Source organism: Janthinobacterium sp. 35 (genome assembly GCF_002754575.1).
Lineage (GTDB): Bacteria > Pseudomonadota > Gammaproteobacteria > Burkholderiales > Burkholderiaceae_D > Janthinobacterium > Janthinobacterium tructae.
In genome coordinates, this window is record NZ_PEFN01000001.1 from 3,601,076 (window position 1) to 3,627,386 (window position 26,311).

At 65.0% G+C, this 26,311-nt stretch carries 25 protein-coding genes; 23 read left to right on the forward strand and 2 right to left on the reverse strand.

Going from position 1 to position 26,311, the window contains the following annotated elements; translation table 11 throughout:
- Window positions 1-25: 25 nt before the first annotated feature.
- From ybaK to CLU93_RS16115, 22 genes are all read left to right on the forward strand, one after another.
- Entirely contained in the window at window positions 26-517 is a 492-nt protein-coding gene (gene ybaK, locus CLU93_RS16010) for a Cys-tRNA(Pro) deacylase (protein ID WP_099762255.1), read from the forward strand.
- A gap of 97 nt (window positions 518-614) precedes the next feature.
- Complete coding sequence (gene plsY / locus CLU93_RS16015; RefSeq protein WP_243420346.1) at window positions 615-1,259, forward strand: glycerol-3-phosphate 1-O-acyltransferase PlsY; 645 nt, start codon at window positions 615-617, stop codon at window positions 1,257-1,259.
- 90 nt (window positions 1,260-1,349) lie between these two features.
- Window positions 1,350-2,030, forward strand: a complete 681-nt coding sequence (locus CLU93_RS16020; protein ID WP_099762257.1) for a DsbA family oxidoreductase — start codon at window positions 1,350-1,352, stop codon at window positions 2,028-2,030.
- Between the two features lie 69 nt (window positions 2,031-2,099).
- On the forward strand, window positions 2,100-2,390 hold the full coding sequence (locus CLU93_RS16025; RefSeq protein ID WP_099762258.1) for a DUF427 domain-containing protein: 291 nt from the start codon (window positions 2,100-2,102) through the stop codon (window positions 2,388-2,390).
- A gap of 37 nt (window positions 2,391-2,427) precedes the next feature.
- On the forward strand, window positions 2,428-3,393 hold the full coding sequence (locus tag CLU93_RS16030) for a DUF2157 domain-containing protein (protein ID WP_099762259.1): 966 nt from the start codon (window positions 2,428-2,430) through the stop codon (window positions 3,391-3,393).
- Entirely contained in the window at window positions 3,390-5,051 is a 1,662-nt protein-coding gene (locus CLU93_RS16035) for a GDYXXLXY domain-containing protein (RefSeq protein ID WP_099762260.1), read from the forward strand. The genes CLU93_RS16030 and CLU93_RS16035 overlap by 4 nt, the downstream gene beginning before the upstream one ends.
- Before the next feature lie 102 nt (window positions 5,052-5,153).
- Window positions 5,154-6,386 (forward strand): metal-dependent hydrolase, encoded by a 1,233-nt coding sequence (locus CLU93_RS16040; protein WP_099762261.1) that lies wholly within the window; start codon window positions 5,154-5,156, stop codon window positions 6,384-6,386.
- A gap of 110 nt (window positions 6,387-6,496) precedes the next feature.
- Window positions 6,497-8,248 (forward strand): cation:proton antiporter domain-containing protein, encoded by a 1,752-nt coding sequence (locus CLU93_RS16045; RefSeq protein WP_099762262.1) that lies wholly within the window; start codon window positions 6,497-6,499, stop codon window positions 8,246-8,248.
- A gap of 92 nt (window positions 8,249-8,340) precedes the next feature.
- Window positions 8,341-9,249, forward strand: coding sequence for an ion transporter (locus tag CLU93_RS16050; protein WP_071075614.1), 909 nt, complete (start codon window positions 8,341-8,343; stop codon window positions 9,247-9,249).
- A 32-nt stretch (window positions 9,250-9,281) separates the two neighbouring features.
- Window positions 9,282-10,262, forward strand: coding sequence for a 3-oxoacyl-[acyl-carrier-protein] synthase III C-terminal domain-containing protein (locus CLU93_RS16055; RefSeq protein ID WP_099762263.1), 981 nt, complete (start codon window positions 9,282-9,284; stop codon window positions 10,260-10,262).
- Window positions 10,263-10,272: 10 nt separating this feature from the next.
- Window positions 10,273-11,310, forward strand: a complete 1,038-nt coding sequence (locus tag CLU93_RS16060) for an NAD-dependent epimerase/dehydratase family protein (RefSeq protein ID WP_099762264.1) — start codon at window positions 10,273-10,275, stop codon at window positions 11,308-11,310.
- Window positions 11,303-12,133: an MBL fold metallo-hydrolase gene (locus CLU93_RS16065; protein ID WP_099762265.1), complete on the forward strand. Its 831-nt coding sequence runs from the start codon at window positions 11,303-11,305 to the stop codon at window positions 12,131-12,133. Before CLU93_RS16060 ends, CLU93_RS16065 begins: the two co-directional genes overlap by 8 nt.
- A complete protein-coding gene (locus tag CLU93_RS16070; RefSeq protein ID WP_099762266.1) occupies window positions 12,130-13,425 on the forward strand; it encodes a F390 synthetase-related protein in 1,296 nt (431 codons plus the stop codon). The genes CLU93_RS16065 and CLU93_RS16070 overlap by 4 nt, the downstream gene beginning before the upstream one ends.
- Window positions 13,422-14,060: a phosphatase PAP2 family protein gene (locus CLU93_RS16075; protein WP_099762267.1), complete on the forward strand. Its 639-nt coding sequence runs from the start codon at window positions 13,422-13,424 to the stop codon at window positions 14,058-14,060. The genes CLU93_RS16070 and CLU93_RS16075 overlap by 4 nt, the downstream gene beginning before the upstream one ends.
- Window positions 14,057-15,172 carry a sterol desaturase family protein gene (locus CLU93_RS16080; RefSeq protein ID WP_099762268.1) on the forward strand — a complete coding sequence of 372 codons (1,116 nt, stop codon included), beginning with the start codon at window positions 14,057-14,059 and terminating at the stop codon, window positions 15,170-15,172. Before CLU93_RS16075 ends, CLU93_RS16080 begins: the two co-directional genes overlap by 4 nt.
- Window positions 15,169-16,284 (forward strand): fatty acid desaturase family protein, encoded by a 1,116-nt coding sequence (locus tag CLU93_RS16085; RefSeq protein ID WP_257224985.1) that lies wholly within the window; start codon window positions 15,169-15,171, stop codon window positions 16,282-16,284. Before CLU93_RS16080 ends, CLU93_RS16085 begins: the two co-directional genes overlap by 4 nt.
- 66 nt (window positions 16,285-16,350) lie before the next feature.
- The gene (locus tag CLU93_RS16090) at window positions 16,351-16,917 is read left to right on the forward strand and encodes a GbsR/MarR family transcriptional regulator (protein ID WP_099762270.1); all 567 of its coding nucleotides are present in this window, start codon (window positions 16,351-16,353) and stop codon (window positions 16,915-16,917) included.
- Entirely contained in the window at window positions 16,914-17,558 is a 645-nt protein-coding gene (locus CLU93_RS16095) for a DUF4166 domain-containing protein (protein ID WP_116745466.1), read from the forward strand. Before CLU93_RS16090 ends, CLU93_RS16095 begins: the two co-directional genes overlap by 4 nt.
- Window positions 17,555-19,015 (forward strand): TIGR01777 family oxidoreductase, encoded by a 1,461-nt coding sequence (locus CLU93_RS16100; RefSeq protein ID WP_099762271.1) that lies wholly within the window; start codon window positions 17,555-17,557, stop codon window positions 19,013-19,015. Before CLU93_RS16095 ends, CLU93_RS16100 begins: the two co-directional genes overlap by 4 nt.
- 35 nt (window positions 19,016-19,050) lie before the next feature.
- Window positions 19,051-20,445, forward strand: a complete 1,395-nt coding sequence (locus CLU93_RS16105) for an ethanolamine ammonia-lyase subunit EutB (protein ID WP_099762272.1) — start codon at window positions 19,051-19,053, stop codon at window positions 20,443-20,445.
- A 62-nt stretch (window positions 20,446-20,507) separates the two neighbouring features.
- On the forward strand, window positions 20,508-21,950 hold the full coding sequence (locus CLU93_RS16110) for a pyridoxal phosphate-dependent decarboxylase family protein (protein ID WP_099762273.1): 1,443 nt from the start codon (window positions 20,508-20,510) through the stop codon (window positions 21,948-21,950).
- An 11-nt stretch (window positions 21,951-21,961) separates the two neighbouring features.
- Entirely contained in the window at window positions 21,962-23,194 is a 1,233-nt protein-coding gene (locus CLU93_RS16115) for an ATP-grasp domain-containing protein (protein ID WP_257224986.1), read from the forward strand.
- Here CLU93_RS16115 and CLU93_RS16120 read toward each other — a convergent pair whose 3' ends face one another.
- Window positions 23,195-24,130 carry a hypothetical protein gene (locus CLU93_RS16120; protein ID WP_099762274.1) on the reverse strand — a complete coding sequence of 312 codons (936 nt, stop codon included), beginning with the start codon at window positions 24,128-24,130 and terminating at the stop codon, window positions 23,195-23,197.
- Window positions 24,131-24,213: 83 nt separating this feature from the next.
- On the opposite strand from CLU93_RS16120, the gene eutC reads away from it, so the two are divergent.
- On the forward strand, window positions 24,214-25,002 hold the full coding sequence (gene eutC / locus CLU93_RS16125) for an ethanolamine ammonia-lyase subunit EutC (protein ID WP_099764419.1): 789 nt from the start codon (window positions 24,214-24,216) through the stop codon (window positions 25,000-25,002).
- Between the two features lie 108 nt (window positions 25,003-25,110).
- Here the strand turns inward: eutC and tsaD are convergent, their stop codons facing one another.
- Entirely contained in the window at window positions 25,111-26,151 is a 1,041-nt protein-coding gene (tsaD, locus tag CLU93_RS16130) for a tRNA (adenosine(37)-N6)-threonylcarbamoyltransferase complex transferase subunit TsaD (protein WP_099762275.1), read from the reverse strand.
- Window positions 26,152-26,311: the final 160 nt, after the last annotated feature.

Genomic DNA, 26,311 nt, shown 5'->3' on the forward strand with positions numbered 1-26,311 from the left:
TCACTGAACGATCAGCGTATCACGCATGGCTAAAAAAGAGCATATTTCCGAAACCCAGGCGACGCAGCTGCTGCGCAAGCATCACGTTTCCTTCGATGAACACCCGTATCCGTACGAGGAGCACGGCGGCACCAGCGTCTCGGCGCGCGAGCTGGGAGTGCCCGAACATGCGGTGATCAAGACCCTGGTGATGCAGGACGAGGCGGCCAAGCCGTTGATCGTGCTCATGCATGGCGATTGCAAGGTGTCGACCAAGAACCTGGCGCGTGGCATCGGCTGCAAGTCCGTCGAGCCGTGCAAGCCCGAAGTGGCGCAGCGCCATTCCGGCTACATGATCGGCGGCACCTCGCCGTTCGGCACCAAAAAAGCGATGCCCGTGTACGTGGAGCAATCCATCCTGGACTTGCCGCGCATCTATATCAATGGCGGGCGGCGCGGTTTTCTCGTCTCGCTGGCGCCGCAGGTACTCATGGATTTGCTCAAGGCCAAGCCGGTGCAGTGCGCGCTGCAGGATTAAGGAAATCGTCCAAAGCCTGTTGCGGGGCATCGAGCATGGTGTATATTCTGCTGCGCCAGCCTTGATGCTGGTGCAATAAACATAACAAAGGGAAGAAATGAATCCAGTAATCACAACCGTGGCAATGACAGTGGCCGCTTACTTGCTCGGCTCGATATCGTTTGCCGTGGTGATGAGCAAGGTCTACGGCATTGCCGATCCGCGCACTTATGGCTCGAAAAATCCGGGCGCCACCAACGTGCTGCGCAGCGGCAACAAGGGCGCCGCCGTCATGACCTTGCTGGGCGACGGCGCCAAGGGCTGGCTGGCCGTGTTCCTGGCCGACCATTTTGCCAGCGCCCTGGGCGTGGGCGACACGGCCGTGGCCCTGGTGGCCATCGCCGTCTTCCTCGGCCATCTGTGGCCCGTGTTCTTCCGCTTTGTCGGCGGCAAGGGCGTGGCCACGGCCCTCGGTGTGCTGCTGGGCATCAATCCATGGCTGGGCCTGGCGACCCTGGCCACCTGGCTGATCATCGCCTACGCGTTTCGCTATTCTTCGCTGGCAGCGCTGGTGGCGGCCCTGTTCGCGCCGTTTTACTATGGCTTGCTGTTCGGCGTCGATCCTATCTTGCTGTCTGTCATCGTCATGAGCGTGCTGCTGGCCTACCGCCACAGCCAGAACATCGCTAACCTGCTCTCTGGCAAGGAAAGCAAGATCGGCGGCAAGAAGGATGCGGCCAAGGCCGCTGGCAAGAAGAAGTAAGCGCTTGATTTCCCGCGGCCCGCACGCATATGCTGTGCTTGCGGCGCCGCGCGGTGCGGCCGCCACCGACTCGCGCAAAGGCTGCCCACCATGACTCTTTCCACCTCCTCCACCTCCTCCGCCACACCCGTTCCCATCCGTATCGATTTCGTTTCCGACGTTTCCTGCCCCTGGTGCGTGATCGGCCTGAAATCGCTGGAGCAAGCCTTGGACAAGCTGGACGGCACCGTCCAGGCCGAGATCCACTTCCAGCCCTTCGAGCTGAACGCCAACATGCCGGCCGAAGGCGAGGATATCGGCGAACACATCGCCCGCAAATACGGTTCCACCCCGGAACAGATGGCGCAGTCGCGCGAAGCGATCCGCGCGCGCGGCGAGCAGCTGGGCTTTACCTTCGCCATGGACAAGCGCGGCCGCATCTACAACACGTTTGATGCGCACCGGCTGCTGCACTGGGCTGGGCTCGAAGGGCGCCAGAAGGCACTCAAGATGGCGCTGTTCGATGCGTATTTCACGCAGGGCCAGAATCCGTCCTCGCACGAGGTGCTGCTGGCCGTGGCCGGCAAGGTGGGCCTCGATAGCGCGAAAGCGGCCGCAGTGCTGGCCTCCGATGCCTATGCGGACGAGGTGCGCGCGCAAGAGCAGTTCTACCAGCAGAACGGCATCAACTCGGTGCCGGCCGTCATCATCAACGAGCGCCACCTGATTTCCGGCGGCCAGCCTCCTGAAGTGTTTGAGCAAGCCTTGCGCCAGATCATCGCTGGCGCTTGAGCGGGGCGCCAATGGCGCGCGCCATGGCGGACTTTTTGCGCTACACTCGGCGCAGAGGAGGATAGTCAAATGCCAACAGCCAGCTGGAATGGCGCCGTCATCGCGCAAGCCACCGATGCGCAGGTGCAAGTCGTTGAAAACAATGTGTATTTTCCTTTAACGGCCGTGACGCAGGCCTACCTGCGGCCCAGCAGCCACACCAGCATCTGCCCATGGAAGGGCACGGCCAGCTATTACGACCTCGTCGTCGATGGACAGACAAATGCCGACGCCGCCTGGTATTACCCCCAGCCCAAGGATGCCGCCATGCAAATTGCCGGCCACGTTGCCTTCTGGCGCGGCGTGAGCGTCGAGCGCTGACCTGACTCCCCCTATTTCCTGACAAAGAAAGCAGACGATGGACTTACGCCTCGCCGTGTACCAACTCGCCTCGGCCCATGCGCTCGATGCCCAACAAACCCGGCAGTTGCAGGAAGTGGCCGGCTTCCAGCGCGAACCCGCGCGCCTGGCCTACTGGCTGCCGCGCGGCGTGGCCGTGCTGGGCGCCGCGCTGCTGGGCATGGGATTGATCTGCTGGGTGGCCGCCAACTGGGAAGACCTGGGTCGCATGGGCCGTTTTGCCCTGCTGCAAGGCGTGTTGGCCGCCACCTGCGTGGGTGCGTTTGCCGTACCCAAGGCGAGAGTCCCTTTGTTGCTGCTGGCCTTGCTGGCCATCGGCGGCCTGTTCGCGTATTTCGGTCAGACGTACCAGACGGGCGCCGATCCGTGGCAGCTGTTCGCCGTGTGGGCCGCGCTGGCCTTGCCCCTGTGCCTGGTGGCGCGCAGCGATGTGCTGTGGACACCGTGGATGCTGATTTTTTCGACGGCCGCCGCCTTGTGGATGCAGGCGCATGCGCACCACAGCTGGCGCATCGCTTCGGCCGATCTGAGCATTTTCGTCAGCGGCTGGCTGGCCGTGCTGCTGGCCTGTGCGTTTGTCTCGCCCCTGCTGGCGCGCTGGACGGGCGCGGGCAGCTGGGCCTTGCGCCTGGGCCTGGTGCTCGTCACCATCCTCATCACGGGCACGGCCGTCAGCGCCCTGTTCGGCAGCGAAGTCGAGTCGCCGTACTGGGCCGGGCTGGGCTTGCTGGCCGTCGCTGGCGTCCTGCTGGCCACGCGCCGCTTGTTTGACGTGTTCGGCCTGAGCGCCGTCGCGCTGGGCCTGAACACCCTGCTGGTGTGGGGGCTGGGATACATGCTGTTCAATGGTGGTGGCAATGGCGATGGCATCGGCAGGCTGGTGATGCTGGGCTTGTTTGCGGCCGTGCTGCTGGCGCTGACCGTGCAAGGCATTTTGTGGCGCACGCGCCAGGAGGCGGCATGAGCAATATCAACAGTCAGCGAGCCGATGCGCTCGCCACCCTGATCGACGACGCCACGCGCGCCGGTTTGTTGCCGTCGGGTACCAGCCGTCCCGTGCAGGATGTCCGGCCGTGGCCGCTGGTGCTGATGACGGCCTTCGGCGCCTGGCTGGCCGCCATCCCCCTGGTCCTGGCGCTGGGTGTGGGCCTGGAAAGCGTGGTGCGCCATGGTCCCGGCGCGTACATCGTGGCCGCCATCGTGCTGGTGGTGTCTGTGCTGCTGATCCGCATGCGCGGCGTGCCGCTGTTTGTCGAGCAGCTTGCCGTGCCCTGCCTGCTGGTGGGCGGCAGCTTGCTCGGCTATGCCCTGTACCGCGATTGTTCCACGCAGACGGCATCGCTGCTGCTGTGCCTGGCTTGCCTGGCGGTGGCCGCCGCCTTGCCGCGCGATTGGCTGCGTGTACTGCTGGGGCTGGTCGCCTGCGGCTTGCTGGGACTGGGCATCATCGATAGCACGCGCGACTGGATTTTCGAGAACGACCCCACGGAGCTGTATTTTGCCTGGATGCTGGCCCTGGCCATCTGGCTGGGCGCGCACTGGCTGCAAAAGCAGGCCTTCAACGATGGCCGCGGCGCGCCCGTCGCCGCCTTCCTGGAATCGCTGTCGACGGGGTGGGTATTGGCCATCTTGCTGGGACTGGTCTTCTGGTCCGGCATGACTTTCATGCTGGGCGGTGCGCTGGGCAATGGTGTTGCCGGCGACGTGGCGCGCGAAGTCACCCGGCACCAGGCCAGCGCCTGGTATGCGCAGGCGTTGAACGGCGTCTCGCTCGTGCTGGCCGCGGTCGCCGCTGCCTGGACGGGATGGCGCTGGCCGGCGCTGCGCCAGTTGCCCGCCATCGGCGTGGCGCTGGTGCTGGTGGTGCTGGCGTGGTTCATGCCGGCGCTCGGTCCCGTGCTGCTGATCCTCGCATATTGCGTGACGAGCGGGCGCACGCGCGTGGCCGTGGCGGCCGCGCTGGCGGCGGCGTGGATCATCGGCAGCTTTTATTACCAGCTGGCCTGGCCGCTGGCCAGCAAGGCGGCGCTGCTGGCCGTGGCCGGCGCCGTGCTGTGCGCCCTGTCGTGGCTGGCTACGCGCGGCGCCGTGCTGCACCTGGTGGAAAGCAAACCATCGGGCGTGGCGGCCGGACATCGCGCCGTGCGCCTGGGCGTGCTGGGGGGCTTGCTGCTGGTGCTGCTGGTCGCCAATGGCGGCATCTGGCAGAAAGAGCAGCTGATCGCCAAGGGGCAAGCCATCTTCGTGGCGCTGGAACCCGTCGATCCCCGTTCGCTGATGCAGGGCGACTACATGCGCCTCAATTTCGTCAACCTTGGCGTGCTGAGCACCCTGGCCAGCGTGGACAGGGCGCCAGGCCGGCCCCTCGTGGTGGCCAGACGCGATGCGCGCGGCGTGGCCGAGCTGCTGCGCCCGTACACCAAAGAGGCGCTGGCGCCCGGCGAATTCCTGCTCGAGCTGACGCCGAAGGATGGCAACTGGGTGCTGGTCAGCGATGCCTGGTTCTTCAAGGAAGGCGAGGCGGCGCGCTGGGAAAAGGCCCGCTATGGCGAGTTCCGCGTGCTGCCAGATGGCCGCGCCTTGCTGGTGGGCATGCGCGGGGAAGATTTACAGGCGCTGTAGCCGCTTGATTGAACAAACCCAATGGCAGAATCCGGGGTCGTACCCTGAGGGTACGACCCCAGCCTTTGCTCTTGGGGTGGCCGCATCCTGTAAAATTGCCCGATGGATAATATTACGCATTCGGTCATCGGCCTCGGGGTCGGTGAACTGCTACACCGCAGCCTGCCGCCCGAGCCGCACCCCCCCGCTCAGCGCACCCGGCGTGCGCTGTTTCTGTTTACGGCCTGGTTTGCCAGCAACGCGCCCGACCTGGACCTGGTACTGACCAAGCTGCTGCCGCGCCCGTTCGGCTACATGTTGCACCACCGTGGCCACACGCATACCTTGCTGCTGGCCTTGCCGCAGGCGCTGCTGTTGCTGGCCTTGCTGTGGCTGCTGTGGCCCGGCGCACGCCGCTTGCTGAAAAGCAGTGTGCCCGCCCGCGTGGGCCTGGCGGCCTGTCTGTTGCTGGGATTTTGCTTGCACATGGGTATGGATTTCCTCAATTCCTATGGCTTGCACCCGTTTTATCCGTTCGACAGCCGCTGGCTGTATGGCGACATGGTCTTCATTGTCGAACCCATGTTCTGGGTGCTGCTGGGCGTGCCCGTGATCATGTCCTTGCGCTACGGCATCGTCAAAAGCGTGCTGCTGGCCGCGCTGGCGGCGGCCCTGTGTTTCTTCACCTATCAATCCTACCTGGCGCCTGCCTCGCTGGCCGTGCTGCTGGGGCTGGGCGTGGTGCTGGCCGTGCTGCAAGGGCGGGCCGGCGAGCGGGGACGGGGAGCGCTGCTGCTGGCCTTCGCGCTGGCGGCCACCTTCATCGGCACGCAGGGCGTGGCCTCGGCCATTGGCCGTACGCGCATCGAGGCGGCCGTGCAGCGCCTCGATCCCGGCACGCGCGTGTGGGACGTGGCGATGACGGCGTTTCCCAGCAACCCGCTGTGCTGGATCTATGTCTCGCTCGACAGCAAGACCGACGTGTACACCCTGCGGCGCGGCACTTTGAGCCTGCTGCCCGAGTCGCTGGCGCCCGCCGCCTGCCCGGCCGGGCTGGCCGAAACCAGCAAGCAAGGGCGGCAACTGGCGCCCGGCATCGCCGTCTCCGCGCAGGCGGCGGGCAGCCTGGCCGCCTTGCGCGCGCTGCAGGAAGACAATTGCTATGTCGACGCCTGGTTCCGCTTTGCCCGCATGCCCCGGTTGCATGCGGACAAGCTGACGGATGTGCGTTTCAATCCTGGCATGCTGCCCAATTTTACGAGCGTGGAACTGGCGCAGTTCCGCAGCCGCCCGTGTCCCGCCTACGTGCCGGGCTGGGACCGCCCCCGTGCCGACATGCTGGCGCCGCCGAAATAGAGAACGGATGTGTTGCTTTTAGGAAAAAATATCGCGGGTGGGCCTGCTTCGCCGTGGCCCAGCATGCGACACTACCAATTCAGCAAGAATGATATTTAGTTAGGACTATTTTGGAAGAGCAACACGCCTTACCTTACTTGCGAGAAACCCTGCTGTTTCTCGCCCTGGCCGGGATTTTCATTCCGCTATTGCAACGCCTGAAAGTTAACCAGGTGCTCGGTTTCCTGGCCGTTGGCGCCCTGTTCGGCCCGTTCGGCTTCGGCTTGTGGGCCGGTGATTTCACGTGGCTGACGTATTTTTCGTTCGTGCGTGCCGAGCAGGTCAGCGGCCTGGCCGAGCTGGGCGTGATGTTTTTGATGTTCATGATCGGCCTGGAACTGTCGACGGAACGGCTGTGGGCGTTGCGGCGCTGGGTGTTTGGCGCGGGCGTGGGGCAGGTGGCCGTCAGTGCCTGCCTGATCGGCGGCGTCGCGTATTACTTCGGCTTGTCGCTGGAAGCGTCCATCGTGCTGGGCCTGGTGCTGTCGCTGTCGTCCACGGCCGTGGTGATGCAGCTGCTGACCGACCAGCGCTCGCTGCAGACCCCAAGCGGCCAGGCGGGCTTTTCCATTTTGATGTTCCAGGATCTGATGGTGGTGCCGCTGTTCATCCTGATCGACGTGTTCGCCAGCGGGCGCAGCGACGACCTGGCGTATCTGCTCAGCTTTGCGGCCGTGAAATCGGCGGGTGCCATCCTGCTGATCTATCTGTTGGGGCGCCGCGTGATTCGCCCCCTGTTCCAGTTTTTCGTCAAGAAGCGCCAGCCGGACGTGTTCATGGCCCTGACCTTGCTCAGCACCCTGGGCATCGCGGGCCTGACGTATCTGGCGGGCCTGTCGATGGCGCTGGGCGCCTTGCTGGCCGGCTTGCTGCTGGCGGAGACGGAATTTCGCCACGAAGTCGAAGTGACGATCGAGCCATTTAAAGGTTTGTTGATGGGCTTGTTCTTCATGTCCGTGGGCATGCAGATCGACGTGCGCGAAATCTTCAAGTCCCCGGTCTTGATTCCGCTAGCCGTGCTGAGCCTGTTTGCCTTGAAAACCCTGGTCATCAGCGTGATCTTCCGCATTGGCGGCTTTCACTGGGGGCGCGCCGTGGAAACGGGCGTGCTGCTGGGGCAGGGTGGCGAATTCGCCTTCATCGTCGTCGCGTATGCGCTGGGTACCAAGCTGATCGGCCCGCATGTGGCGCAGTTCGTCATGCTGGTGGTGGGCCTGAGCCTGTTTGCCACGCCGGCGCTGGCCAAGGCGGCGCGCGCGTTCGGCAACTGGTGGGAACGGCGCCACCACCATCAACTGGCCGACCTGGCGCACGGCGCGCCGCCGCCGCAGGGCAGCACCGTCATCATCGCCGGTTTTGGCCGTGTGGGGCAGTTGCTGGCGAAGGTGCTGACGGAACAGGATATCGCCTATGTGGCGATTGAAAATGATGCGCGCCTGGTGACAACCCTGCATCCGCGCGGTTTCCCCGTGTATTTCGGCGATGCGTCGCGCGCGGAACTGTTGCAAAAAGTCAATGCCGACCGGGCTGCTGCCGTGGTGCTGACCATGGACCATGCGGCCTCCGTGCTGCATGCCGTGAAATCGATCCGCCGCGAATATCCGCTGCTGCCCGTGTATGCGCGGGCCCGCGACGAGGCGCATGCGGTGGCCTTGATACAGGCGGGCGCCACCCTGGTCGTACCCGAGGCGCTGGAGTCTGCGCTGCAATTGACGGCCACCGTGCTGCACACGGTGGGCCTCTCGGAAGCGCGCACGACGGACATCGTGCAAGCCGAACGCGACCGGCGTAATGCCGTGTTGCTGGCGAAAAAGCTGTCGTAGCGTTGTTGTAGTGAAAGCTGTAGCGCAAGCGTGCGTGTCGCCGTGCTTTGTAAATTATCTATACAATAATAGTATATGAGCACACTACCCACATGAAAGCCGCGACGAAGAGCGCGGCGGCACCCTTGACTCCGCAGCAATTGGCGGCGCAGGAAACGCAGCAAAAATTTGGCAAGCCCGAGCGGGGCTGGCGCGAGCAGGTGTACACCGTCATTTTCGAGGCGGAAACGCGCACGGGCCGCGCTTTTGATTTGCTGCTGATCGCCGCCATCCTGATCAGCGTGACAGTGGTCGTGCTCAGCAGCGTCGCCTCCGTGGCCGAGCGCTATGGCACCTGGCTGACGGCGCTGGAATGGTTTTTCACCATTTTATTTACCATCGAATATTGTGCCCGCCTGGCGTGCCTGCAGCATCCGGTGCGCTACGCCAAGAGTTTTTTTGGCGTCATCGACTTGCTGGCCATCGTGCCGACCTACATCGGCTTGCTGTTGCCGGGCGCGCACGTGCTGATCGACGTGCGTATTTTGCGCCTGCTGCGCATGTTCCGTATCCTCAAGCTCACGTCGTATGTGCATGAATACACGGTGCTGGGGCGGGCCTTGCTGGCCAGCCGGCGCAAGATCCTCATTTTCTTGTCTTTTGTCATGATGGTGGTCTTTCTGTTGGGTACTGTGATGTATGTCGTGGAAGGGCCGGATCACGGTTTCAGCAGCATCCCCACGTCGATATACTGGGCCATCAGCACCATGACCACGGTGGGTTTTGGCGATATCACGCCGCGCACCGACATCGGGCGCACCATCGCTTCGCTGATGATGCTGCTCGGCTGGGGCATCCTGGCAGTGCCTACCGGCATTATCAGTGCCGAAATGACGGTACAGCGCAGTTCCAAGCTGGTCACCACGCGTACCTGTCCCACGTGCCTGAAAGAAGGGCTCGATGATGATGCCAATTTCTGCAAGAACTGCGGTGTCGATTTGCCGCCGCTGGCACGTGATTAATTCATAACCATATTTACTTTGTTAAGGCCAACATGATTCCAGTTCGCCTGATCGCGACGGGCAAAGCCGTGCCGTCGCATAGCGTTACTTCCGCCAGCCTGGACCTGAAATTGGGCCATCCGCCCGGCTACACCCTGCGCAAGAGCGGCGTGCTGTCGCGCTTTGTCGCCGCACCCGATGAATCGCAAAGCCAACTGGGCGCCGCCGCTCTGCTCGACGCGCTGAAGAACGCCAGTCTGCGTCCGGCCGACATCGACTTGCTGATCTGCGCCTGCGGCGTGCCCGAGCAAGCCTTGCCGAACACGGCCTGCTTCGTTGCCGAACACGCAGGCTTGCCACCCGGCACGCAAAGCTTCGACGTCAACGCCAGCTGCCTCAGTTTCATGGCCGCCTTCCGCGTGGCCGCGTCGATGCTGGCCGGCGGCGGCTACCGGCGCATCGCCATCGTCTCGTCCGACCTCGCCTCGCGCGGGGTCGACTGGAGCGAGCCGGAAGCGTCGATGATCTTTGGCGACGGCGCCGCCGCCGTCATCGTCGAGCGCGGTGACGGCAGCGCCGGCATCCGCGCCTACAAGATGGGCACGTATCCGGAAGGGCGGCGCTACTGCGAAATTCGCGGCGGCGGCACCGAGCGCAATCCGCGCAACGGCTGCGAACCGGGCGATTACCTGTTCCGCATGGATGGCAAGGCCGTATTCCGCCTGGCCGTCAAGGTGATGCCGGATTTCCTCGCGGAATTGATGGCCGAATCGGGCGCCGGCCTGGAGAAAGTCGATGTGGTCGTGCCGCACCAGGCCAGCCCGCTGGGGCTCGCGCATGCGGCGCGCATCCTCGACGTTCCCGATGCTAAAATCATCAAGATCTTTGAAACGCACGGCAACCAGGTGGCTGCCTCCTTGCCCACCGCCCTGCACGAGGCGGTGATGACGGGGCGGGCCGTGGCCGGCCAGCGTTTGCTGATGATGGGCACGGCCGCAGGCCTGACCATCGGCGGCATGATTCTTGATCTGTGAAGGTGGTGCGATGAGGCGGATACTGGTCACGGGAGCGACGGGGGGCTTGGGGCGCAATGCCGTGCGCACCCTGCTGGCGCAGGGCGTGGAAGTGCGCGCCACGGGCCGCAACGCCGCCGTGGGCCGTGAACTCGAGCGCATGGGCGCGCAATTCGTGGCGCTCGATCTGGCGCAAGCCTCGCCGCGCCAGGTCGACGAGCTGGTGCGCGGCATGGATACCGTCTGGCACTGCGCCGCGCTATCCTCGCCATGGGGCGCCGAGCGTGACTTCATCGCCGCCAACGTCACGGCCACGGGCCAGCTGCTGCGCGCGGCCGCCAGCTTGCACGTGGCGCGCTTCGTGCACATCTCCACGCCGGCCATGTATTTCGATTACCGCAACCGCTACGACGTGCCGGAAACCTTCCGTCCCGATGCTTTCGTCAACGCCTATGCGCGTTCCAAGGCGATGGCGGAAAAGCTGGTGCAGGAGTCGGTCGACCGCCAGCGCGGCATGACGTGCGTGATCCTGCGCCCGCGCGCCATCTTCGGTCCGTACGACCAGGTACTGATCCCGCGCCTGGCGCGCGTGCTGCAGGAGCGCGGCGGCAAGCTGCCGCTGCCCAATGGCGGCGCGGTCAGCATCGACATCACCTATGTCGACAACGTCGTGCACGCGATGTGGCTGGCCACCGTGCACAAGACCATCGCTTCCGGCGCCGCCTTCAACATCACGAATGGCGAACCGGCGCGCCTGTGCGACATCTTGCGCACGCTGTTTTGCGAGCACCTGCAGCAGCCGTTCCAGATCGTCAGCGTGCCCTACCGCGTGCTGGCGCTGCTTGCCCGCCTGATGCAGTTCGCTTCGCGTTTTACGGGGCGCGAGCCATCGCTCACGCCCTACAGCATCGGCGCGCTCAGTTTCGACATGACGCTCGATAATGCCAAGGCGCGCAAGGTGCTCGGCTACCGTCCCATCGTCAGCCTGCAGGAAGGCATCGCCCTGACGGCGCAGTGGATGCGCCAGGAAGCGGCGGCGCACAAGGTGGGCAAGGAGCGAAATGGCTAGCATCACCGCGTTTCGCGTCGGCCATTGCACGCATCCCTCGTGCATGGTCTTGAAAGGCAGCGGGCTGGCCAGCCGCTGCTTCCCCTCGCGCGCCTATCTGATCGAAACGCGCGCGGGCCTGTACTTGTGGGACACCGGCTACGCCGAACACTTCCGCGCCGCCACGTCGAAAGGCGTGTACCGCCTGTATGCGTGGGTGACGCCGATTTCGTTTGACGAGAATGAATCGCTGCGGGGCCAGCTGCGCGCGCAGGGCGTATCGCCCGGCGATATCCACACCTTGCTGCTGTCGCACTTCCACGCCGACCATATCGCCGGCCTGCGCGACTTTCCCGGCGCGCGGCTGATGGCCTCCCAAACGGGCTGGGACGCCGTGCGCGGCCTGTCCGGCGTGGCCGCCGTGCGCCAGGCCTTCGTGCCCGAGCTGCTGCCGCCCGATATTGCCGACCACCTGGCTTTTGTCGAAAGCGTGCCCGAGACGGCCTTGCCGGCGGCCCTGCTGCCATTCACGCACGGGCGCGACGTCAGCGGCACGGGCGAGATTTACATCGTCGACCTGCCCGGCCACGCGATCGGCCATCTGGGTGCCTTCGTGCTGCAGGACAGCGGCTGGACCTTGCTGGCGTCGGACGCGGCCTGGGTGCCGGAGAGTTTTCAGCAGCTGCGCGGGCCGTCGGAATTGTCGTTCCTCATCCAGCACAAGCGCGCGCCGTACTATGAAACTTTGAACCGGCTGCACCAGTTGCACCAGTCGGGCAATGCGCAGATCCGCATCACGCATGAAGACACCAACGATTATTTGCCAGTGGCGGGCCGCCCGTGAAGCGTATTGTCTGGTTATTGCTGTCGTACTGGCGCACGCGCCGCCTGCGTTTTACAAACCGCGCGCAGTTGGACGCCTACCAGCAGGAGCAGCTGGCGCGTTTCATCGATGTGCTGTGCGCGCGCAGCCGCTATTTCGCACCGTACCGCAAGCTGCCGCTGGCGCAGTGGCCCACCATGAACAAGGCGCTGATGCTCGAGCATTTCGATGCAATGAACACCGAGGGCGTCACCCTGGCGCAGGCGATGGACGCGGCCATGGCGGCCGAGCAGAGCCGCGACTTTACGCCCGCCGTGGGCGACATCACCGTAGGCCTGTCGTCGGGCACCTCGTCGCGGCGCGCCGTGTTTACCGTCAGCCCCCGCGAAAAGGCCCAATGGGCAGGCGTGATGCTGGCCAAGGCGCTGCCCGACGGCCTGTTTTCCGGCGAAAGAGTCGCCCTGTTCCTGCGCGCGAACAGCAATCTGTACACGGCCGTGCGCTCGCCGTGGCTCACCTTTGCCTTCTACGATCTGTTCGAACCGTTCGACAGCCTGTGCGCCCAGCTGGCGCGCTATCAACCAACTGTAATCGTCGCGCCGGCCCAGGTGCTGCGCCAGCTGGCCTTGCGCGTCATCGACGGCAGCCTGGCGCTGGCGCCGAAAAAAGTCATCTCGGTGGCCGAAGTGCTGGAAGCGCAGGACCGCGCGCTGATCGTGCAGGCGTTCGGCGCCGTGCATGAAATCTACCAGGCCACCGAGGGTTTTCTTGCCAGCAGCTGCGAACACGGCGTGCTGCACCTGAACGAGGAATACGTGCACATCGAGCCGCAGTGGCTCGACGCTGAAGAACGTCGTTTTGTGCCCGTGATTACGGACTTCACGCGCATCACGCAACCCATCGTGCGCTACCGCCTCGACGATATTTTGCTTGCGCGCGCCACGCCATGCCCGTGCGGCCGCGCCACGCGCGCCATCGATGGCATCGAAGGGCGCTGCGACGACATGCTGCTGCTTCCCTCTGAACGCGGCGGCGCCCCCATCGCCGTGTTTGCCGACGTGCTGACGCGCGCCTTCGCGCAAGCCTTGCCGCCGGATGCAGACTACCGCCTGGTGCAGTCGGGCGACAGCGCCTTGCAGCTGCATGCTGCCCTGGACGACGCTGGCCTGGCGGCCTTGCGCGCACATCTGGCAGTGGTGCTGCGCGGGCTGGGCGTGGCCGTCGATGGCCTGGCCTGGACGGTGAGCGGCGAACTGCCTCCCTTTGACCCCACCATGAAACGGCGCCGTATCCGGCGCCTTGCGACTGCATGAATCCTTCTTCCATGACCGTACGCTGCCGCCTGCTGCATCTGCTGGCTGGCTGGGGCAGCGTCGGCCTCGTGTATTTTTCCAGCGATGTGCTGCAAGGGCAGGGCGTGCTGCTGCCGGAAACGGCATTGGATCGCGCCATTCCCTACAGCGACGCCGCCATCTGGCTGTATCTGTCCTTCTTCATCCTGATCCCGTACGCCTACCTGGTGGCCGATGCAGCGCGCGTGCGCTGGCTGGCGCGCGCCATGGCGCTCTCCGCGCTGGCGTGCGGCGTGGTCTTCCTGCTGTACCCGACCACGCTCGCGTATCCGCCCGTGGGTGACGGCAGTGCCTGGAGCACGCAGGCGCTGCGCATGCTGCAGGCGGCGGACTCCGCGCAAAACTGCCTGCCGTCGCTGCATGGCGCACTGACATTGCTGTGCGTGTGGGCCTTGTGCGACAAACGCCACCTGCTGCGCTCCGCGCTGTCCCTGGTGCTGGGCGTGGCCATCTGCTACGCCATCATCGCGCTGCGCCGGCATGTCAGCATCGACCTGGCCGCCGGCCTGGCCGTGGGCGTGGCGGGCGGCATGTTGGCGAAAATGCAGGTATTCTGGGCAGCCCGCCGCGCTATTTCCATCAAAACCGCATCATGATGAACCCATTTGCCCTCTCTTTCCTTGTCATGCTGGCCTTCGTGCTGGCCGAGCTGCTGATCCTGAAATGGGTGCGCAAGACCCCGGTGCCGTGGAAAGACGTCATTTTCAACCTCAATTCCGGCCATATCCTGATGTGGGTGTTCCGCGGCGTGGAAGTGGCCGCGTTTGCCCTGCTGCTGCGCCATGTGAACCTGCACATCGTCGACCAGTGGCCCGTGGCCGTGCAATGGGTCTTCGCTTTTTTTGCCTGGGACCTGTGCTTTTACTGGATGCACCGGCTGCACCATAAAATCCCCCTGCTGTGGGCCGTGCACGTGGTGCACCACCAGGGCGAGCATTTCAACCTGTCGCTGGGCGTGCGCAATTCCTGGTATTCGTCGCTGACGAATTTCCCCTTCATCGCCATCCTGGCCGTGCTGGGCGTGCCGCTGGAAATCTTCCTCGTCGTCTCGTCGCTGCATTACACGGTGCAGCTCTATAACCACAATGCGCTGGTGAACAAGTCCGGCATCCTCGATCGTTTCATGATCACCCCCTCGCACCACCGCGTGCACCACGGCACGGATAAACGCTACATCAACCGCAATTTCGGCGGCACCCTGCTGCTGTGGGACAGGCTGTTCGGCAGCTTCCAGCCGGAACTCGAGGGCGTGGAAATGCGCTATGGCGTGAAGGGCATGACACCCACGCACAACCCTCTGTTGGCCAGCAACGGCAAATTATTTACATCGCTGCGCGCGCGCTTTCCCCACTGGCAGTCGCGCGGCACTTTCGAGGTGCCCGAGCTGTTCATCGGCATCGGCGGCGTGATCCTGTTTGGCCTGGTGATTTATTACGTCAACCACGAAGCGGCGCTGGCCGGCGCGCAGCAGGCGATCTTGTTCGCGCTGATCTTTGGCGGTACGCTGGCGCTGGGCGGCCTGTCCGATGCGCGGCGCTGGGGCGCCATCGCCTGGGTCGCCATCGCGTTCGCCACGCCGGTCCTGTATCTGGGCTGGTATGGTGCGCGCGACGCCTGGGGCATGGTGTTTTTGGCCGCGCTGCTGGCGCATGGCCTCGACGGCGCGCGCCGCCTGTGGTGGCCGGCTACGGCAGGGACGCGCGCGTGACGCCTGTGCCTTCCTTGCCGCCGCTGCGCTTCCAGCCCGCGCGCGATTCCGCCTTCCGCCGCGAACTGCGCGCGCGCGCTGACGCCTATCTCGCCAGCGAAGGAAAGCACCGCTTCGGCGACGCGCGCCTGCATGCGAAAGCCGTGTTCCTGGCCGCGCTGACGGCGGGGCTGTATGCGCTGGCCTTGAACGCCGACAGCACCTGGCCGTTTGTCGCCAGCTATGTCGCCTGCCTGGTCGCGGCCATGACGCTGGCCATGAATACCCTGCACGATGCGGCCCACAGCGCCGTCTTCCGCCAGGGACGCCTGAACCGCATCCTGATCCGCCTGGTGGGCTTGCCCGTGGGCGTGGACACGGATTTCTGGACCATCCGCCACGTGCACTTCCATCACACGTATGCCAACGTGGAAGGCTATGACCTCGACACGGAACCGAACCCCTTCCTGCGCCAGACGCCGTTCCAACGCTGGTCGCCGCAGTACCGCTATCAATACCTGTACTGGCCCGTGGTGGCGGCCCTGTCGCTGCCGTATCTGAACTGGTATGGCGACTGGCTCGATCGCTTTGGCAAGACGCCCGTGGCCGCGCACAGCCGCTTGCAGGGCTGGCGCGGCTGGCTGTCGTTCCTGGGCTGGAAGCTGGGCCATGTGGCACTGGTGCTGGCGCTGCCCATGTGGGTGCTGCAGCAGCATGGCATAGGCTGGGGCGTGGTGCTGGGCGCGTATTTCGTGGGCCAGATGATCGCCTCGTGCGCGCTGGTGGCGCTGATCCTCGGCACGCACTGGGCCGAGGTGGAGTTTTTCCAGCCGGGCGCGGACGGTACCCTGCCGCACGACTGGTACCAGCACACGTTTTACACGGCCTGCGACTGGACGCCGCAACCGCGCCGCCTGCGCTGGCTCGGCTACTGGCTCGGCGGCTTGAATTTGCACCTCACGCATCATCTGTTTCCCACCTGGAGCCACCGCCACTACCCGGCGCTGGCGCGCATCCTGGCCGAACTGGCGCCCCGTCACGGCCTGGTCTACCGCGAACTCGGTTATGGCCAGCTGCACGCCTCGCAGCAAGCCTTCCTGCGCGCCATGGGCCAGCCGCCCGTCCACACCTGACGAATCGCGCTTGACTCGATTTCTGTTTCGTCTTACATTTCTGTAACGACAGAAATAAGAGAAATCATGGAACTGAGTCCGACCACGCAAAAGTACATTCTCCATTGGGGCGAAATGGGCACGCGCTGGGGCGTCAACCGCACGGTGGCGCAAATCCATGCGCTGCTGTTCCTGGCCAACGAACCGCTGACGGCGGAAGACATCGCGGCCAGCCTGAACGTGGCCCGCTCGAATGTCAGCAACAGCCTGAAGGAATTGCAAAGCTGGGGCCTGGCGCGCATCACGCACGTGATGGGGGACCGGCGCGACCACTTTGTCGCCCTGCAGGATGTGTGGGAAATCTTCAGGGTCATCATGGAAGAGCGCAAGCGGCGCGAGATCGACCCCACCCTGACGGTGCTGCGCGAATGCGCGATCGAGGGCGAGCAGGATGCGGCGATACCGCCGGAAACGCTGGGGCGCATGGGCGAGGTGTTGGCCTTCCTGGAAATGCTCAGCAGCACCTACAGCGACTATAAAAACCTGCCGCCGGCCACCCTGCAGCGCATGCTGTCGATGGGCGGCAAGGTGGCCAAGTTCCTCAGCCCGGACGACAAGCCTGGCAAGCCGGGCAAGCCAGGTAAAAAACCATGAACGGCCCGTCCGAAGGAGAGCTGTTCAGGAAGGTCATGGGCGAGCAGTGGCTGACGCTGCACCCGGACATCCGCCGCCGCTTCGAGAAAAATCCCGCGCCGGGCCAGCCCCTGTACTACCGGGGCGAGCTCAGCGAGCTGACCAGTTCGCGCCTGGGCAAGGTACTGGGCTGGCTCACGCGCCCCTTCATCGACGGCGCCCTGATTCCGTATGACGACCACGATTTCCCCGTGGATATCGAAGTCTATTCGCGCCCCGCTTGCCCCTTCATCTTCAAGCAGCGCACCTACCGCCTGCATGGCCGCGCGCCGATCCGCTTCACGTCCTACATGGCCGAGAGCGCAAAAGGCGAAGTGCTCGAATACGTGGGCCTGGGCCTGGGCATGAAGCTGCTGTTGCACGTCGAGGATGGCAACCTGCATTTCACCAGCGACGGCTATTTTTGGGATCTTTTCGGCTGGCGCATGCCGCTGCCTGGCGTGCTCACGCCTGGCAAGACCTATCTGTGCCACCGCAATGACACGCCGCAGCAGTTCAACATCCGCATCGAAATTCGCCACGCCCTGTTCGGCACCACGTTTACCCAGGTCGGCGTGTTCCGCGAAAGCGCGGCGCCCGCCCTACACAAGGAGACACCATGAATACGCATCTGCTGGCCCTGCAACTGATGGCGGCGCAAGGCTGCCTGGGCGCCTTCGACACCATCTACCACCATGAAATCACGGAAGCGCTGCCGCAAAAGGCCTCGGCGCGCCTGGAATTGACCATCCACGCCACGCGTGCGCTGATCTACAGCCTGCTGTTCGTCGGCCTGGCCGCCTGGGAATGGCATGGCGCCTGGGCCTGGGTGCTGGTCATCGTCTTCGGCGTGGAAATCGTGCTGACCCTGTGGGATTTCGTGGTGGAAGACCAGACCCGCCTCTTGCCTGCCACGGAGCGGGTCACGCACACGGTGCTGGCGATCAATGCCGGCGCCTTCATCGCCCTGCTGGCCCTGAACAGCAGCGAGTGGGCGACCTTGCCGACAGCCCTCGTGTGGCAGCCGTATGGATGGCTCAGCGTCTTCCTCGCCCTGTGCGGCGTGGGCGTGGGCCTGTCCGGCCTGCGCGACGCGTATGCCGTGTGGCAGCTGGGACGGCGCAAAGAGATGGCGGAAAAAGAGACGGAGGATTTGCAGTTTGCCAGTACACCGCAGTCCGTGCTGGTGACGGGCGCCACGGGTTTCATCGGCCAGCAGTTGGTCAGCGCCTTGCTGGCCGATGGCCATGCGGTAACGGTGCTGACGCGCCAGCCGAAGCAGGCCGCGTGGACCTTCGACGGCCAGGTGCGCTGCATTCGGTCGCTGGATGAATTATCGGATGCGCAGCGCATCGACATGGTGGTCAACCTGGCCGGCGCGCGCGTCGTCGGCAAGCGCTGGACGGACGCGCGCAAGGCCGCCTTGCGCCGCAGCCGCGTGGCGCTGACGCAGGAACTGGTGGCGTGGATCGCCCGCGCGCAGCACAAGCCGCGCGTGTTGCTGTCGGCGTCGGCCATCGGCTATTACGGTGTGCAGCCGCAGGGCGACGCGACGGAACTGGCTGAAGACGACGCGCCGCAAGCCATCTTCATGTCGCAGCTGTGCCAGGAATGGGAAGCGGCCGCGCGCCAGGCGGAGAAATTTGGCGTGCAGGTGGGCTGCATGCGCTTTGGCCTCGTCTTCGGCCACCAGGGTTCGCTGCCGCAGATGCTGCTGCCGATCCGCTTCGGCGCGGGCGGCCCGCTCGGTAGCGGCAAGCAATGGGTCTCGTGGGTGCATGTGCGTGACGTGATCCGCGGCATCGCCCATCTGGCGCGCCGCAGCGAAGAAGGTGCGGTGAACGGCGCGTTTAACTTCTGTGCGCCCGAAGCCATCGAGCAGCGCCGCTTCGCCCAGGTGGCGGGCGCGGTGCTGCACCGCCCCAGCATCATGCCCACGCCGGCCTTCGTCATGCGCGCCTTGCTGGGCGAGCAGGCCGACTTGCTGGTGGAAGGCCAGCGGGTCGCCCCGCGCCGTCTGCTGGCCGACGGCTTTGTCTTCCGCCATCCGCAACTGGAAGGCGCACTGCGCAGCCTGTAGCCTGGCGTAGAATGGGGCATGGGAGGAACCGAACCATGTCCTGCTTCAGCCATACGATAGACAGCCATGTTTACCAGTTCGCCAGCCTGAAGGAGCTGCTGGCCAAGGCCACGCCGCCCCGTTCGGGCGACGTGCTGGCTGGTGTGGCGGCATCGAGCGCGCGCGAGCGGGTGGCGGCGCAGCTGGCGCTGGCGGAAGTGCCGCTATTGACCTTCCTCAATGAGGCGCTGGTGCCGTACGAAGACGATGAAGTCACGCGCCTGATTTTTGACTCCCACGAGCGCGCCGCGTTTGCGCCGATTTCCCACCTGTGCGTGGGCGATTTCCGCGACTGGCTGCTCGATGACGCAACGGATACGCCAACGCTGGCGCGCGTCGCCGCCGGCATCACGCCCGAGATGGCGGCCGCCGTCTCGAAAATCATGCGCCTGCAGGACCTGGTGCTGGTGGCCAGAAAATGTAAAGTCGTCACGGCCTTTCGCAATACCCTGGGCCTCGAAAACCGTTTATCTACGCGATTGCAGCCGAACCACCCGACGGATGACGCCACGGGCATCGCGGCGTCGATCCTTGACGGTCTGCTGCTGGGCAGCGGCGACGCCGTGATCGGCATCAATCCCGCCACCGACAATGTGGCGCAGGTGGTCTCGCTGCTGCACCTGCTCGATGCCGTCATCGACCAGTACCAAATCCCCACCCAGTCCTGCGTGCTCACGCACATTACCAACACCATCGAAGCGATACGTCGCGGCGCGCCCGTCGACCTGGTGTTCCAGTCGGTGGCCGGCACGCAGGCGGCCAACCGCAGCTTCGGCATCGACTTGTCGCTGCTGGCCGAGGGACAGGCTGCGGCCCTGTCGCTGGGCCGCGGCACGGTAGGGAACAATGTCATGTATTTCGAGACGGGGCAGGGCAGCGCCCTGTCGGCCGGCGCGCATCACGGCATGGACCAGCAAACGTGCGAAGCGCGCGCGTATGCGGTGGCGCGCGTGTATCAGCCGCTGCTGGTCAATTCGGTGGTGGGTTTCATCGGCCCCGAGTATCTGTATGACGGCAAGCAGATCATGCGCGCGGGGCTGGAAGACCATTTCTGCGCCAAGTTGTTGGGACTGCCCATGGGCTGCGACGTGTGCTACACCAACCATGCGGAGGCGGACCAGGACGACATGGACGCCTTGCTGACCATGCTGGGCGTGGCCGGCTGCAATTTCATCATGGGCGTGCCGGGCGCGGACGACATCATGCTGGGCTACCAGAGCACCTCGTTCCACGACGCCCTGTATGCGCGGCGCGTGCTGGGCCTGCGTCCGGCACCCGAATTCGCGGCCTGGCTGGCGCGCATGCAGATCACCGATGCACAGGGCCTTTTGCACACGGCGCTGGCGCCGGCCTTCCAGGCGGCCCTGCATCGCCTGGGGTCGCCAGTGTAAATTGACGCCCTGCGCCGCTGCGCTGGTGCGATAATCGTTGCATCTCCCCATCCGACGCTAACATGCTGCCACCCGACCCCGATTCCCTCGATCCACAGGACTGGGACGCCTTTCGCGCGCAAAGCCACCAGATGCTCGACGATATGCTCGACTATCAGCAGCAGATCCGCCAGCGGCCCGTGTGGCAGCCGGCGCCCGACAGCGCGCGTGCCCGCTTCGCGCAGCCGCTGCCACGCGCGCCGGGCGCACTGGCCGACGCCCACGCCAGCTTCCTGCAGGACGTGCTGCCGTATGCCGTTGGCAACGTGCATCCCGGCTTCATGGGCTGGGTGCATGGCGGCGGCACGCCAGTGGGCATGCTGGCCGAGATGCTGGCGGCGGGCCTGAATGCGAATGTGGGTGGACGCAATCAGATGCCGGTCGAGGTGGAGCGTCAGATTTCGCGCTGGATGGCCGAACTGTTCGGCTTTCCAGAGACGGCCAGCGGCATTTTCGTGACGGGCACCTCGATGGCCAATCTGATGGGCGTGCTGGTGGCGCGCACGCAGACGCTGGGCGTGGCCGCGCGCCAGCAAGGCTTGCAAGGCGCGCCTCTGGTGGCCTACACCTCGGCCGCCGCGCATGGCTGCATCGCGCAGGCCATGGACCTGTCGGGCCTGGGCACGGCCGCCTTGCGCCGCGTCGCCGTCAATGCGCGCCAGCAGATCGACGTCGCTGCCTTGGCCCATGCCATCGCCACGGACCGCGCGGCGGGCTTGCGTCCCTTCTTCATCGCCGGCACGGCCGGCACCGTCGACACGGGCGCCATCGACGATTTATCGGCGCTGGCCGCGCTGGCCGCGCGCGAACAGCTATGGTTCCACGTGGATGGCGCGTATGGCGCTCTGGGCATGCTCTCGCCCCAGATAGCACCCCTGCTGGCCGGGATCGAACTGGCCGATTCGCTGGCCTTCGATTTTCACAAGTGGGGACAGGTGCCGTATGACGCGGGCTTTTTCCTGGTGCGCGATGGCGCGCGGCACATGGCCGCCTTTGCCGCGCCGGCCGCGTACCTGCGGCGCGAGGCGCGTGGACTGGCCGGCGGTTCGCCATGGCCCTGCGACTTCGGCCCCGATCTGTCGCGCGGTTTCCGTGCCCTGAAAACCTGGTTCACCTTCAAGGTGCATGGCGCCGAGCGCATGGGCGCGGCGATCGCCCACACCTGCGCGCTGGCGCGCTACCTGGCAGAACGCGTGCAAGCCACGCCGGAACTGGAACTGCTGGCGCCCGTGACGTTAAATATCGTGTGCTTCCGCCATCGCGGCGTGGTCAACGGCGATGACGACGCCTTCAATGGCGAGATCGTCGCCGACCTGCACGAGTCGGGCATCGCTGCGCCATCGACCACCACCATCGGCGGCAAGCTGGCCATACGCGCCGCCATCGTCAATCACCGCACGCGTGCCGAGGATATCGACGCGCTGCTTGCGGGCGTGCTGCGCTTCGGCGCGGCGCGCCTGTCTTGAAGGGAATGTCCATGTACGATTTGATGCAACACGCGGCCACGCCGTATGCGCCGCTGATCGGGCTGGCGCCGTTGATGCGCCACGCCTTTCTGCGGCACGACCTGGCGCCGCTGGGGGAAGCGCTGCTGGCGCGCGCGCAGGCGCATCCCGAGGACGCGCATGCCTATATGGATTTTTCCATCGTGCTGCAGCTGAAAGGCCAGCGTGAGATGGCGCTGGCCGTACAGGCGCAGGCGATCGAACTGCAGCAGTTGTATGCACTGCCCGCGCAAGCGCCGGCATCCGGGCCGGGCATCAAGGTGCTGATGCTGACGGGGCCGGGAGACCTGATGTCAAATACGCCGATTGAATTTCTCGTCGAGCAGTCTGACGTGACGCTCGAACTGCTGTATGTCACGGCAGAGGGGACCTGGCCGGACGAAGTGCCGCAGCATGACGTGCTGCTGGTCGGTGTGGCTGAATCGGATGCGAACCAGCCCTTGCTGGCGCGCCTGGCGCAGTTCGTGCGGGACTGGCCGCGCCCCGTCGTCAACCTGCCGCAGCATATCGCGCATACTTCGCGTGATGGCCTGTGCGACAAATTGCAGGGGCTGGCCGGCGTGGCCATGCCGCGCACGGCGCGTATCAGCCGCGAACAGCTGGCAGCGCTTGCATCCGGACAAATGCCGCTCGACGCGGTGCTTCCCGGCGACGCCTTTCCCCTGATTGTGCGTCCTCTCGGTTCGCATGCCGGCCATGACCTTGAAAAGATGACGCAGGCGAGTGACTTGCTCGCGTATCTGCAAAGCGTCGACGCCGAACGTTTTTATATTTCCCGCTTTGTCGACTATCGCAGCGAGGATGGGCAGTTCCGCAAGTACCGCATCGTGCTGATCGACGGCTTGCCATATATCTGCCACTTCGCCGTCTCGTCGCACTGGATGATTCACTACCTGAACGCGGGCATGGATGAAAGCGCGGCCAAGCGCGCCGAGGAAGCGCAGTGCATGCTGAACTTCGAACATGCGTTCGCGCTGCGCCACGCTGCCGCACTGCGCGCCATCGATGCGCGCATGGGCATGCCCTACCTGGGTATCGACTGTGCCGAAACCCGCGACGGCGAGTTGCTGGTCTTTGAGGCCGACAACGCCATGATCGTGCATGCCATGGATGCCGAAGAGATGTATCCGTACAAGCGCCCGGCCATGCACAAGGTATTCACTGCTTTTCGCGCCATGCTGGCGCGGGCGGCGGCCGGTAACTGATCAGCTGCCGAGCAGCTGCTCCAGCAGCCGGCGCTTGGCCGCGCTGCGCCCGGCTTCCCAGTAGTTGTCGAACTGCAGCAGCAGTTTGCCATCGCGGTGAATGCGGATGCACTGCGGTTTGCCCAGCATGATGGCGTGCACGTAGCTGGCGAATGATTCGGCAAAGTCTTCATGCATGCTGGTGGCCGCATACAGGGTGGCGAAGTTCGCGCTGCGCAGCTGCGCGTAGGCGTCCGGCATCTGGCTGGCGGCCAGGCGAGGCGCCTGGTAGTACGCGATATCGCCACGTAGCGGGAAGTCGTTTCCGGACAGGGGCACGACCTGCTTCTCTGGCGTGATGCGCCAGGCCAGGGGCAGGTAAAGGTAGTCGTCCGTCTCGCGCATGGCCTGCGCATCGTTCCACCATTCTGGCAGCAAGCCCCTGCCCGCTGCCAGCACATGGCCGAATTCATGCAGCAGCAGGTATTGCAGCGCGCCTTGGCGGTGATCGTCCTGCGGCGCGGCGATCTGCGCTTCCAGGCGGTAGCCGTGCACTGGCGTGAACGGCGTATTTTCTTTCCAGCTCGCCCAGGCATTCGCCGTGCGCGCCTCGAACGCATCCACATCGAGCGCCACCACCACACCCAGGATCACCCCTTCGGCGCTGGCGACGATATCGCTGATGGCCGAGGAACCCAGTTGCCGCGCAAAACGCACGCCCAGCAGCACGCCGTCGAGCAGGGCCAGCACGCAAGCTGGCATGCCGGCCATCGCCGCGCGCACGTCGGCGTGAAAGTCGGCGTGCACTTCTGTCGAGGCAGGCTTCGCGGCCACGCCGATGGACGCATTGACTTGCGCCACATGGGCGATGATTTCATCCTGGGCGGGACCGAGACGCTCAAGCAGGGGCAAGTCGTATTGCTGGTCCCACAGCGCAGCATCGGCTGCAACAATCATGGCACTCCTCGAATGGATAGGGACGGTGATAACATGCTTAGCGGCGCAGTGTAGCAAGGATACGCATGCGCGGGGAGGATGACATGGCTGACAAGCACACCTTTGGCGACAGTTACTGGCAAGCCCTGCGCCGGCATACGGCGGCGCGCATCGCGCTCGGGCGCCACGGCGTGAGCGTGCCGACCAGCGCGCAGCTGGCGTTCCAGCTGGCCCACGCACAGGCGCGCGACGCCGTGCACCTGGCGCTCGATGGCGAAGCCCTGGCACGCGCCCTGGCAGCGCAAGGGCAAGACTGCGTGCAGCTGCACAGCGCTGCCGCCACGCGCACCGAGTATCTGCAGCGCCCCGACCTGGGACGCCGGCTTGACGACGTTTCACGCGCGCGGCTGGCGGCCGGTGCTACGCGAGTCGACCTGGCGCTGGTGGCGGCCGATGGCCTGTCGGCGCTGGCGATACAACGCCACGCGGCGCCATTCCTCGCTGCCCTGCACGCACGACTGGCGGCAGAAGCGTGGACGCTGTCGCCGCTACACATCGTGGCGCAGGGGCGGGTGGCCATCGGCGACGAGGTGGGGCAATTGCTGCAGGCGAAGGCTGTGCTGGTGCTGATCGGCGAGCGGCCTGGCCTGAGTTCCCCGGACAGCCTGGGCCTGTACCTGACGTGGGCGCCAAGAGTGGGGCTGCTGGACGAGCGCCGCAACTGCATCTCGAACGTGCGTCCCGAGGGCTTGGCGTATGCGCCGGCCGCGTACCGGCTGCACTACCTGCTGTCGCAGGCATTTACCAGACAGCTGTCGGGCGTGGCATTGAAGGATGAAACGGTGGCGGAGGGTAGCGTGGTATTGAGACGGAATTTTTTGCTGGCGGAGTAAAACCCCATAGCAACGACCGGGGTCAGACCCTCAGGGGGGATGTACCCCAATGGGGTACATCCCGATCCTGAAGGTCTGACCCCAGCCCTTCGCTTTAGGGGGTCTAGATTAAATTTCCCGGATTTCGTCCAGCGGCCAGCGCGGGCGCACGTTGAACGAGTAATCGTACTTGGCGGCCTGCGGGTTGATCTGCAGGCGCATGGCGCCGGCAAAGGCGATCATGGCGCCGTTATCGGTACAGAATTCCAGCTCCGGGTAATACACCTTGAAACGCTTCTTGGCGGCCGCCGCGTTGAGCGATGCGCGCAGCTGCGCGTTGGCGCCCACGCCGCCGGCGATCACCAGGCGTTTCAAGCCCGTGTGCTTGAGGGCAGCCACGCATTTGGCCGTCAGCACGTCGACGATGGCGTCGACGAAGCCGCGCGCGATATTCGCCTTGTCCTGTTCGCAGATATTGGCGATGACTTTTTCTTCATGGTTCTTCACCACCGTCAGCACGGCCGTCTTCAGGCCGGAAAAGCTGAAATTGAAATCCTTCGAGTGCAGCATCGGGCGCGGCAGCTTGTACGCCAGTGGGTCGCCGAATTCAGCCAGGCGCGAAATGGCGGGGCCGCCCGGATAACCGAGGCCCAGCAGCTTGGCCGACTTGTCGAACGCCTCGCCGGCCGCATCATCGAGCGTTTCGCCCAGCATGGTGTACTGGCCCACGCCATCGACGCGCATCAGCTGCGTGTGGCCGCCCGACACCAGCAGCGCGATGAAGGGGAACTCCGGCGGCTCGGACGCCAGCAATGGCGACAGCAGATGGCCTTCCAGGTGGTGGATGCCCAGCACCGGCTTGTTGATGGCCAGGCCCAGGCTGCAGGCGACGGAGGAACCAACCAGCAGCGCGCCGGCCAGGCCAGGACCCTGCGTGTAGGCGATGGCGTCGATCTCGGGCAGGGTGATGCCGGCCTTCGTCAGCGTCTCTTCCAGCAGCGGGATGGCGCGGCGGATATGGTCGCGCGACGCCAGTTCGGGCACCACGCCGCCATATTGCTCGTGCATGGCGACTTGCGAATAGAGGGCGTGCGACAGCAGGCCGCGCTGCGTGTCGTACAAGGCCAGACCGGTTTCGTCACAGGAGGATTCGACGCCAAGAACAATCATGAAGGTGCTAAATAGAGGGAGAGGAAGCCGCCATTGTAAAGGAAAGCCGGGCAGTCCAGCGTGTGGCCGGCGCACCATTTCGGCGGCAGTGTGCACTTGCGCAGTGCGCCGCACTGCTGTTTTGCTCCCGATCCCCCCTTTCTTTGCCTGTCTTGGCACT

Bases quoted from the DNA above. Each gene is read 5' to 3' on its own strand.
- CLU93_RS16120 (WP_099762274.1), bottom strand. From the start codon at position 24,130: ATGATTGTTGCAGCCGATGCTGCGCTGTGGGACCAGCAATACGACTTG.
- CLU93_RS16020 (WP_099762257.1), top strand. From the start codon at position 1,350: ATGACTCTTTCCACCTCCTCCACCTCCTCCGCCACACCCGTTCCCATC.
- CLU93_RS16060 (WP_099762264.1), top strand. From the start codon at position 10,273: ATGAGGCGGATACTGGTCACGGGAGCGACGGGGGGCTTGGGGCGCAAT.
- CLU93_RS16040 (WP_099762261.1), top strand. From the start codon at position 5,154: ATGGATAATATTACGCATTCGGTCATCGGCCTCGGGGTCGGTGAACTG.
- CLU93_RS16080 (WP_099762268.1), top strand. From the start codon at position 14,057: ATGATGAACCCATTTGCCCTCTCTTTCCTTGTCATGCTGGCCTTCGTG.
- CLU93_RS16090 (WP_099762270.1), top strand. From the start codon at position 16,351: ATGGAACTGAGTCCGACCACGCAAAAGTACATTCTCCATTGGGGCGAA.
- CLU93_RS16025 (WP_099762258.1), top strand. From the start codon at position 2,100: ATGCCAACAGCCAGCTGGAATGGCGCCGTCATCGCGCAAGCCACCGAT.
- CLU93_RS16050 (WP_071075614.1), top strand. From the start codon at position 8,341: ATGAAAGCCGCGACGAAGAGCGCGGCGGCACCCTTGACTCCGCAGCAA.
- eutC (WP_099764419.1), top strand. From the start codon at position 24,214: ATGGCTGACAAGCACACCTTTGGCGACAGTTACTGGCAAGCCCTGCGC.
- CLU93_RS16075 (WP_099762267.1), top strand. From the start codon at position 13,422: ATGAATCCTTCTTCCATGACCGTACGCTGCCGCCTGCTGCATCTGCTG.
- CLU93_RS16100 (WP_099762271.1), top strand. From the start codon at position 17,555: ATGAATACGCATCTGCTGGCCCTGCAACTGATGGCGGCGCAAGGCTGC.
- plsY (WP_243420346.1), top strand. From the start codon at position 615: ATGAATCCAGTAATCACAACCGTGGCAATGACAGTGGCCGCTTACTTG.
- ybaK (WP_099762255.1), top strand. From the start codon at position 26: ATGGCTAAAAAAGAGCATATTTCCGAAACCCAGGCGACGCAGCTGCTG.
- CLU93_RS16065 (WP_099762265.1), top strand. From the start codon at position 11,303: ATGGCTAGCATCACCGCGTTTCGCGTCGGCCATTGCACGCATCCCTCG.
- CLU93_RS16105 (WP_099762272.1), top strand. From the start codon at position 19,051: ATGTCCTGCTTCAGCCATACGATAGACAGCCATGTTTACCAGTTCGCC.
- CLU93_RS16055 (WP_099762263.1), top strand. From the start codon at position 9,282: ATGATTCCAGTTCGCCTGATCGCGACGGGCAAAGCCGTGCCGTCGCAT.
- CLU93_RS16110 (WP_099762273.1), top strand. From the start codon at position 20,508: ATGCTGCCACCCGACCCCGATTCCCTCGATCCACAGGACTGGGACGCC.
- CLU93_RS16030 (WP_099762259.1), top strand. From the start codon at position 2,428: ATGGACTTACGCCTCGCCGTGTACCAACTCGCCTCGGCCCATGCGCTC.
- CLU93_RS16035 (WP_099762260.1), top strand. From the start codon at position 3,390: ATGAGCAATATCAACAGTCAGCGAGCCGATGCGCTCGCCACCCTGATC.
- CLU93_RS16095 (WP_116745466.1), top strand. From the start codon at position 16,914: ATGAACGGCCCGTCCGAAGGAGAGCTGTTCAGGAAGGTCATGGGCGAG.
- tsaD (WP_099762275.1), bottom strand. From the start codon at position 26,151: ATGATTGTTCTTGGCGTCGAATCCTCCTGTGACGAAACCGGTCTGGCC.
- CLU93_RS16115 (WP_257224986.1), top strand. From the start codon at position 21,962: ATGTACGATTTGATGCAACACGCGGCCACGCCGTATGCGCCGCTGATC.